3 protein-coding genes are annotated in these 7,372 nt (G+C 57.4%); all 3 read left to right on the forward strand.

The genetic code is table 11. From position 1 onward, the window contains the following. The first annotated feature begins 455 nt into the window (after nucleotides 1-455). The gene (locus tag DW233_RS00815) at nucleotides 456-3,734 is read left to right on the forward strand and encodes a SpaA isopeptide-forming pilin-related protein (RefSeq protein ID WP_118266224.1); all 3,279 of its coding nucleotides are present in this window, start codon (nucleotides 456-458) and stop codon (nucleotides 3,732-3,734) included. Beyond that, entirely contained in the window at nucleotides 3,727-5,397 is a 1,671-nt protein-coding gene (locus tag DW233_RS00820) for a SpaA isopeptide-forming pilin-related protein (RefSeq protein WP_158567773.1), read from the forward strand. Before DW233_RS00815 ends, DW233_RS00820 begins: the two co-directional genes overlap by 8 nt. Before the next feature lie 114 nt (nucleotides 5,398-5,511). Then, nucleotides 5,512-7,263: a SpaA isopeptide-forming pilin-related protein gene (locus tag DW233_RS00825; RefSeq protein ID WP_158567774.1), complete on the forward strand. Its 1,752-nt coding sequence runs from the start codon at nucleotides 5,512-5,514 to the stop codon at nucleotides 7,261-7,263. Nucleotides 7,264-7,372 lie beyond the last annotated feature (109 nt).

A 7,372-nucleotide genomic window follows, 5' to 3' on the forward strand; every position in this document is an offset into this window, starting at 1 on the left:
CAGGCGATTTGGGCGAATTGATACCTAAAATCTGTGGGAAAATTCAAATATTGTTGTCTGAACATCATACTTCTAACCACCGATGGGTTTAAGATATTCTCATCAATTTGGCAGGATATTCATCACGGTTAATGACCTACCGCTCACGGTCGATTTTCGACCGTTCACAGGATGTTTGCTCTTGAGCAAAATGTTGTGCAAATAAATCTAATGCCATTAAAAATAATACGCAACTAAATTACCAGCAGAAACAAAAAATAGATAGCGAATAAACGAAGGCAAATCCGAGCAATTGTCAAGAGAATTGAGAACTCACTACAAAACTATCGGTTTTATTTGCTCAGATGTTTAAACAATCGTTATAATTGCATTACTAAACGAGCGCAATTACAGATTGCGCAGATACGTTTGATGGTGAAAGAGCAAGATCGCGGTCTCTTGGGGAGGAGACATCGATGAAAGCGAATTCGGACAAATCTAAGCAGAGTAATAAAGCGACGCGCCGTGTACTGGCAGGCGTTTTGTGCGGAGCCTCCGTTTTGAGCCTGGTACTGTCGCTCGTTATGCCCCCGATCTCGCAGGCCATCGCCAGCGACACCCAGACGGTTTCTACCGAGGAAACTGTAATGGGGGGGGGTTCCTCAAGTGAGTCCGCTGCTGTAGATAACACCAGCGAGGATGCCGAAAACCAGAATAGCGACGAGACCAATGGCGGCGAGGCTGGCTCTTCAAATAGTGCTGAGCAGGCTCAGAGTGCGAATGCGGCTTCAGCGAGAGCGACGGCCACCGTGGAGAAGGGAATTTATGTTCCCACGTCTATCGGTATCGGTACGAATATCGATGTCTCCACCCCCGATCCCGGCGTGGCCACCTACGTCGGCCGCGACATGTACATCGGTGGTAAGCCGAGCGACACTAGTAATCTTGATGCGAAGAACGCCCCCACCGGCTCATATGCCGCTGAGGCGGAGGGCCTTACCTTGGTCCGTGGCAAGCTTGCCATGAATCCAGTCAAAGAGAGCTGGCCCTATCAATCAATTGGTGCTGGTTTCCGCTTTGGCACCGTTGGTTTTGGTTCCCAGTTCCGTCCTGTCGCCGGCAGCACCGTGCTTGCGGTGGCCGGAATTAAAAGTGCGATCACCAAGATGAGCGTTGGTTATAGCGGCGACTCGCCGGAGACGACTACCGTTGGCGCTTGGAAGAAAGGCGCTTGGGTCGGACGGCAGAAATCTTCTGAGGGCGCGACTCCTTCCGGCTTTGCCTACACTGCGCAGATCGCAGGCCCCATCACATACTGGCGCGATAACAATGAACGCCAATCCGTGGTGACAACGCAGGGTAATTGGTACGAGGGCATGAACTCTCAGGAAAGCAACCTGTTCAATCAAACTGTTGATTTGACTAATGTCAACAATAACGATTATTCGAGCTACAACGGTGAAGATGGGTACCTCTCGAAGCTATCGAAACAGCTCAACTCGTTTGCAAATACCGGCACGCTCGAGGTTGGTTTCGCGAGCAATCACAACAACTACGTAATCAACAAGTACGACAAGACGGATTGTAATTATGGCCTGGTGTTTGATGAGTCGTATAAGACCATATATTCGGACTGCGCCGATACGTCGCTCAATGGTAAGAAATTCAAGAATAGCGAGCGTCTTATCACGTTTAAGGGCGACAACACCTCTATGCAGCAGGTGTTCACCATCGATGCTTCTCAGCTGAGCAATACATACAACAACGAGTATTATCGTGGCGTTGATTTCGCATTCGAGGGCATTCCCAAGGGCGCCTCGGTTGTTGTGAACGTTACCGGATCTTCGAATATTGAGTTTCACAATGGCTGGCGCTTTTGGTGGAACGGTACCGAGATTTCGCGTGGTTACGAAACTCAATATTCCGGCAAGGAGCTGGGCGAGGCATACGCGACGGCTTCCCAGTCCATCATGTGGAACTTTGTCGATACGCAAAGCCTTACCATTCGAGGCGGCATCGCGGGAGAAAACCGCGCGGACTGGGGATACGGCGGCACAGCCACCGGTGCCAAGTGGACTGACGACGATCCTGCGGCGGCTATGATCGGATCGATTCTCGTTCCCAACGGAAGTTTCGACGACCATGTGACTACCAACGGCCGCGTTTATGTGGGCGTCGATTTCTCAATGAACAGCCCGAAGGTTGCCGCAGCATTTGGTGAGGGTAACTCGGCTTCCGTCATCGATATGGATCAGGAGCGTCACAACTTCCCGTGGTCTGGGTCGTATACGCCCGACGGCTCCGCCGTTGCGTGGAGCAAGGTCGATGCGGCGAACGGCAACACGTCGCTTCCTGGTTCCTCGTGGGCTATCTATGGTTCTGTCGAGAATGCTGTCGCGGGCAAGGACGCTATCGTGACGGTGACTGACGGTGGCGCAAATGATTACGCTTCGGGTGATGGCAAGCTTCAGTTCAACTATCTGAACCAGAAGGCAAACATCGGCAATTCCAACGATACCAACTACTTCACGTATTACATCAAAGAGGAGACGGCGCCGGCTGGCTACCAGAAGTCAGACACCATCTACTATGCCACTATGAACAATACTGGCGAGAAGCCGAACTACGTTCAGGGTTACGTGGATGAGAACGGCAAAAATGTTCCGTTCGAGAATAACCCCACGGGTGCCATTCCCAACGCCAGGATCACCGGTACGGTGTCTTGGACCAAGGTGGCGGAGGACGACACAAAACACACTCCTTTGCCTGGTTCTGAGTGGAAGCTCACCAAGAAAAAGGACGCCGATGGTACGGCCGACCAGTCCTGGACCGTGATCGACCGGGAGAGCGACCAGTCGACTTCGAGCGATACCACGTGGGCAGACACCGACACCGCGCCTGGCAAGTTCACGCTCGAGGGTCTGCTGCCGGGTACGTACACGCTTGTTGAGACCCAGGCTCCGTTTGGCTACAACTTGAACACCACGGTTTATGAGTTCACGGTGTCCAACGAGGACGGTTCCGTCACGTGGACCGAGGGAAAGAGCCCGACGATTGACGGGAACAACGTCTACATTTCCGACGCCCTTACCACTACGTCCGTGAAGATCCCGGTGACCAAATCTGTTCGCAATACGGACTGGCCGAAGGGCGATAAAGACAAATATGTGCCGTTCGAGTTCAGCATCGAGGCTACGGGGGCAAATAAGGATAGCGCACCTAAGCTTGATCCGACGACTATTTCCGTCGCTCCCGCAGCGGGCTCCACCAAGGTCAACGACATCGTGGCATCCTTTGGCGGTATCTCGTTCTCCAAAAAGTACCTCGCCAAGATCGACGATTCGAACCCGACTGGCGCCAAGACCTACACCTACACGGTGAAGGAGGTCGCGCCTACCACCGGTGCCATCGACAAGCTTCGCTACTCCAAGGCCGAGTACCAGGTGGCCGTCACGGTGAAGGCCGTCATGGATGAGACCACTGGCAAGTACTCCGGCCTCACCACCTCCACCACGGTCACGCAGGTGAAGGACGACATGGGCAACACCGTGAGTAACACCATCGGCAAGGACGCCGCGCCCAACGCCATTCCCGCCTCCACCTTCACCAACACCTACTCCACCACTCTGCCCCTTTCTGGTATGTCGGGCGTCACTCTGACGTACCTTGCCGGCGCGGCGGTGCTTTGCGCTGCTGCGGCCTGGATGCACATTCGTCGCAAGGCGAATGCGAAGGGAGGTAAGCGTCGTGAATAAGAAAGTTTGCTCCTTCCCGATCTTGTTTGCGCTGCTTGCCCTCCTGATCGGCACCTGCGCGGTTGTGTTCCCCGCTTCCGCGCAGGCCGCGCCGACCTCGACCGGTTCCATCACGGTGAGCGGCACCGTGGCGAGCAGCTACGGCGCCTACCAGATCTTTAGCGCCAACGTCGTCGACGGCGACAGCGACGCCAAGATCGCCACCGACCTCACCTGGGCAAGCGACGCCGCGCGCGACGCCGCGCTGCCCGTGCTGCACAGCGCCGGCATGCCCAATTCCCAGACCACCGCGCAGGAAGCTGCCGAGTGGCTCAACACCGATTCCCACCTTACGAGCGCGCTGAGCGCACAGCTCGCTCGTTCCCTCCAGAGCTCTGGCGCCGTGTTCGTGGCCCTTAACGCGGGCACGGCGGCCGAGCTGCCCTGTGGCTACTGGCTCATCGTCGCCGACGACGACGCCATCGCCCAGGGCGAGGCCGGCACCGCGCCGATCATGGCCCTGGTCGGCGGCGCCGCCGTCACCGTCAAGCCCAAGGCGGCGACGCCCAAGGTCCAAAAGCACGTGCTGGAGGACAGCACCGCCGCCTGGGGCAAGGCCGCCGACGCCACGGTCGGCGACGACCTGTACTGGCGCCTCTCGGCCACGGTCCCGGCGGGGCTCACCGCCTACGACACCTACACGGTGCAGTTCGTCGACACCATGGGCGCGGGGCTCGACCCCTCCAAGGTGGCCGCGAGCATGCGCGTGTACGCGGCGGCGGGCACGGACGGCGGCTTCGACGCCGTCTCGGTCGGTAAGGACGACCGTGTCGGCACCGAGCCCGCGAAGGGCTGGACCGATATCACGGCCCAGTGCGCCACCAAGGTAGCGGCGGACGGTAAGACTTTCACCGTGCGCACCGGCGACCTGATCGCCTCGCTCGGCGGGGCCGACGCCTTCACTGCGGGCGCCCGCGTGGTTGCCGTGTACGACGCACCGCTCGCCGCCGGCTGCAACCACGGCATCGCGAAGGGCAACCCCAACGAGGTCTACCTGCGCTACCCGCGCTCTCCCTTTGCCGACCAGTCCGGCGACGCCGGCTTCACCCACACGCCGAGCGACGATGCGTGCGCCTACACCTGGGATCTCGCGCTCACCAAGCGCGGCAGTGACGGCGACAAGCCGCTTGCCGGGGCGGTCCTGAGCATCGCTGACGATCGCGACCGCACGCTAGCGGCCGACGGCACGTGGGATGCAGAGGGCAAGGCCACCGTCACCACGGGCGAGGACGGCCGCGTGACCGTCTCGGGCGTGGACTCGGGCAAGCTGGAGGTCCGCGAGCTCAAGGCGCCCAAGGGCTACACCGCCTTTGAGGGCACGCGCTCCGTGACGGTCAAGGCCGAGGGGCTGGACGTCGACCAGGTGGCCGCCGCCAAGCCCAAGCTCACCATCACGGCCGAGTCGCCCCTGCGCGCCGACAGCGCGGACGGGTCGACGGGTAGCCTGGAGGCGTCGCTCATTAACACGCCCACCGGCACACCCCCTAGCATTACCACCGGAGGCTTTATGCCCTCGACTGGCGATATGGCAATGTACGCCGCGGCCGCCGCAGCGGTCGCCGGAGCCGCGCTCATCGTGGTCGCGCTCCTGGTCAAGCGGGGAGGTGGCAGCCATAAAGAGTAGCTGGCAGCCCCACAGAGAGCGGGGCGAGACGTAGCGAAGCAGATGCTAAGACACAGACAGATGATGACCGATCGAATGAGAATCAAACGGAAAACGGAGGAAAAGAAGATGAGCATGAACAAGAACATTGCACGCCTGGCAGTGACAGCAGGCCTCACGGCGGCGTTGAGCTTCGGCGGCGTCATGGCCCCGGTGACCATGGCGTTTGCTGAGGGTGTGCCAACGGTGGCTACGGAGAAGGGCAAGGTGTTTATCACTGACCCTGGCACTGCTGAATATGCCGACACATCTTTCAAGGGCATCCAGATTTTCAAGGCGACGGTCACACAGAATAAGGATGAGGGCGTTTGGACTGGCGACAAGACACTTTCCGACATTGCTTGGGCAAACGATTCCGTAATGAGGGCAGTGACTACGGCGTTCGATACTGATGAGCCCAAGCCTGCTGGTTTCCCAACCGACGCAGACGCTAAATCTCCTCAGGCGTGGGCCCAGTTCATCAAAAAACACGGGAACGATAAAGATGGTAATAACGTCAATGCCGGAAGCGTGCTCGACAAGATCGCTGCCGCACTTGAGGACTCGAATCTAACCTGGGCAAAACCGAGCGGTTCCAACAAGGGTAACTTTGAGAGTCTGGACCAAGGCTACTGGCTTTTCGTGACCGATGTGCCCAGTAAGACCGGCAATACTGACGTGTACACTTCGCCGATTTTCACCATTGTCGGTGGCTCTGACGTTAATGTAGCCCCCAAGAAGAGCGTCCCCAACGTGACCAAGGCCGTCAAGGACGACGCGACGGATGCCACGTTTAATAAGTCCGCCGACTCCCGCATGGATCAGCCTATCAAGTACCAGCTTGCCGGTACAGTTGCGAGCAACATCAACACCTACAGCACCTATGCGTATTTATTTACGGATAATCTGCCTGGCTCCATGACGGTTAAGTGCGACGAGGACGGCTCGCCGATCGTCGATGTCAAGATTGATGGCAAGACCGTCAAGGCTGATCCTGCATCCGGCTACACAAAAAGCTATTCGGGCGGCGTACTCACCGTTAGCTTTGTAGACCTCAAGTCCTGCGTTGATGAAAAAAATAATGCAATTAGCGTTAACGGTTCGTCTAATGTGACGGTTGAATACGAGGCAAAACTCGACTCTACCAAGATCTTTGATGATAAGGGTAAGATTAAAGATGCTTTCCAGGGTTTGGTTGGCAAACCCCAGAAAAATACGGTTACGCTGACCTATTCTAACAACCCGCACGGCAATGGAATCGGCACCACGGTTGAGCACTCTGCTTATGACTACACCTATGGCATCGATGTCACCAAGGTGGGCTCCGATGATGAAAATAAGGGGCTCGCGGGCGTTGAGTTCACGCTGCAGGAGCAGGGCGATGATGGTAACTATATCAAGGCGGATGGTACCAAGACGCCTGATAGCGAGCAGGCCAAGCTGACGACCGACGCAAGCGGCAAGATCAACGTTGTTGGTCTTGATGAGGGTACTTACGTCCTTACGGAGGTCAAGCCGGCGCCTGGATATAACAACTCCCACAGCGCTGGCATCACGTTCACCATTACTCGCGGGGCGCTTCCGGCAGACGATACGACTGTTGTTAACCCGGGCTGCACTCTTGCTAATGGTACTGATGAGAATCTCGTCAAGGTGGCTCAAACTAATACCGAGGCTGCTGACGGCAAGGTACACCTCACTGTCACCGACCAGCAGGGCTCCGGCCTTCCCCTCACCGGCCTCAACGGTGTGACCTTCACCTGGATCGCTGGTGGCGCGGTGCTGTGCATCGGCGTGGCGCACCTCATCCGCAGCCGTAAGCAGGCTGAGGAGTCCGAGCAGGAGTAACGCTCGCTCACCCATCCCTTTGGCAGGTGGGATGTGATGGCCATGAGACTTGCGGACACTTTTCTCGTCCATTGACGTTCTTGCTTTGCCATTCTCTTTTCGGGGGAGA

The organism is Collinsella sp. AM20-15AC, from assembly GCF_003471405.1.
Taxonomy (GTDB): Bacteria; Actinomycetota; Coriobacteriia; order Coriobacteriales; family Coriobacteriaceae; genus Collinsella.